General features: G+C 71.6%; 4 protein-coding genes. All 4 read left to right on the top strand.

Going from position 1 to position 2,561, the window contains the following annotated elements:
* Window positions 1-175: 175 nt before the first annotated feature.
* Window positions 176-547, top strand: coding sequence for a hypothetical protein (locus tag AC27KI_RS22605; RefSeq protein ID WP_487115941.1), 372 nt, complete (start codon window positions 176-178; stop codon window positions 545-547).
* A gap of 135 nt (window positions 548-682) precedes the next feature.
* A complete protein-coding gene (locus AC27KI_RS22610; RefSeq protein ID WP_487090942.1) occupies window positions 683-1,111 on the top strand; it encodes a VOC family protein in 429 nt (142 codons plus the stop codon).
* A gap of 24 nt (window positions 1,112-1,135) precedes the next feature.
* Entirely contained in the window at window positions 1,136-1,651 is a 516-nt protein-coding gene (locus AC27KI_RS22615) for a GyrI-like domain-containing protein (protein WP_487090941.1), read from the top strand.
* Window positions 1,652-1,980: 329 nt separating this feature from the next.
* The coding region (locus AC27KI_RS22620) for a pirin family protein (RefSeq protein ID WP_487091448.1) at window positions 1,981-2,561 on the top strand (581 nt) is incomplete at its 3' end.

Genomic DNA, 2,561 nt, shown 5'->3' on the forward strand with positions numbered 1-2,561 from the left:
CCGCCGTGGCCGCGCTCGGCGTGGCGGGCCTGGTCTGCGGCTGGTGGCTTGCCACGCGCGAGACCGGCAGCGACGGCACCGGCCGGCAGCCTTGACTTGACGCGCCACGCACCGCAGGGGCCTGTGCGCAAGTCCCGGGTGGCCCCCGTTTCGTTGGAACTGAAAGGATGAGTCCATGACCGCTTCCTCGCTCTCCCAGGCCGCGCGCGTCGCGCAGACCTTCACGCTCTATGCGGCCGGCGGCCGCGTGTACGCCAGCAATGTGCGCGATAAGCTCATCGACCTGGGCGGGCTGACCGAGGCCCATGGCCGCTACGGCTACGCGCTGGACGGCGGCGACCAGGTGGCGCGAGACGGGTTTCCCAGCCCCGAGGACGCGCTGGCGGACATCGCCGGCACCGTTACCTTTCTGTACCTGGACGGGCAGTTCACCGCGCTCGAAGACCTGTCCGATGGCCGCAGCCCGGACCTGAGCGACGTGCCTCAGATCCAGATCAGCCTGGACGCACTGGGCCATGGCGAGCCGGCCATCGCCGCCGATATCTGACCGTTGGCCCTGCGCCCCGGGTCCGGGAATCCCCGGTGGACGCTGTCCGGCAGGCCGGCTATGGTTTGTGAACGGTGTTCACAATCGTGATGGGCGCCGCACCCGGCCCCGGCGCGGGCCGCCAGGAGACGACGCATGAAAGTGGAACCCTACCTGTTTTTCGACGGCCGGTGCGAAGAAGCGCTGGCGTTCTACCGCACGGCTCTGGGCGCGGAGGTCACCGCGCTGATGCGCTTTTCGGACAGTCCCGCCCCGACCGATGCGTCCGGTTGCGCGGGCGCGGCCCCGCCGCCGGGCGACAAGGTCATGCACGCCGCGTTCCGCATCGGCGAGACCACGCTCATGGCCTCTGACGGCATGAACGGAGGGCAGCCCGTCTTCCAGGGCGTGTCGCTGTCGCTCAACCCGGCCGACGAGGCCGAGGCCCGGCGCCTGTTCGCCGCGCTGTCCGAGGGCGGCCAGGTGCAGATGCCGCTGTCGCCCACCTTCTTCTCGCCCGCGTTCGGCATGGTGGCCGACCGGTTCGGGGTGCCGTGGATGGTGGTGTGCACGCCCACTGCCTGACCGACCCGCCCTGATGCCGAACGCGTGCCATCGCCCCTCCGATTGACCACCACGGCCCCCGCGCCCGCTCAGCCCATGATCGACACGCCCCACATCGCCGACCTGCCCGCCCGCCCCACGGCGTTCATCCACGTCACCTGCACCCGCGAGGAGATCCAGCACGTCATGGGCCAGGGCGTGCGCGACCTCATGGACGCCGTTGCCGCCCAGGGCGCCTCGCCCGCCGGCCCCTGGTTCACCCACCACCGGCGCCGGCCCACGGACACCTTCGACTTCGAGATCAGCGTGCCCCTGGCCGCGCCCATCGGCCCGCACGGCCGCATGCAGCCCGGCGAGTGGCCCGCCATGCGCGTGGCCCGCACCGTGCACCGCGGGCGCTATGAAGACCTGGCCGGCGCCTGGGGCGAGTTCCTGCAATGGATCGAGGGCGAGGGCCTCACGCCCACGGGCGAGCTGTGGGAGTGCTACCTGACCGGGCCCGAGACCGGCTCGGACCCCGCCGCCTGGCGCACGGAGCTGAACCAGCCGCTGCAGGATTGAGCGGCCTGCCAGCTGCGTTGGGCAGCTTGCTATTGAATCGATAGCAATGCGGGCATGGAAATCGCCGGTATGGACTGGTTTTTCCTTGAAATGCAGGCTTGGAATGGCATGGCAGTGCGGACCCGTCCCGTCCCTGCGGCATGATCCGCGCGCAGGCCACTGTTCCATCCCCGCACCAGTCCGTCCTGCCGCGCCCGCGTTGCAGCGCCGCCGGCCGCCCCCATGTGCAGTGACAGACCATGCCGCCGCATGGCCCGCGCCACGCCGGCCGCACCCCACCGTGCACGCCGGGCGCCGGGGCCGCGCGCGGCGCCACCCAGGAGCTTTCCATGCCAGCCGTTGCCGACACCCCCATCCTGAACACCCAGCCCCTGGGCCCGCTGTGGCCCACGGTGGACCCGTTCCTGTTCTGCGCCCACCACGACGACGCCTATCCGCCCGGCAATGCCGAACTGGGGCCCGATGCGCCGCTGGACGGCCGGCAGATCGGGCAGGACTTCTCGCGCCGGGACGGCTGGAGCATGTACCACGGCGACGTGGTGCCCGGGTTCCCGCCGCACCCCCACCGCGGGTTCGAGACGGTGACCATCGTGCGCAAGGGCCTCATCGACCATGCCGATTCGCTGGGCGCCGCCGCCCGCTTCGGCCAGGGCGACGTGCAGTGGCTCACCGCCGGCGACGGCGTGGTGCATTCCGAGATGTTCCCGCTGCTGGACCGCACCGGGCCCAACCCGCTGGAGCTGTTCCAGATCTGGCTCAACCTGCCGGCGCGTTCCAAGCGGGTCGATCCGCACTTCACCATGTTCTGGTCCGGCGACATTCCGCGTGTGGTGGACCCGGGCACGGACGGCGGCGGCGCCACCCACGTGGCCGTGGTGGCTGGCCGGCTGGGCGAGGCCGCGCCCCTGGC

The organism is Acidovorax sp. KPB24-03 (assembly GCF_057546605.1).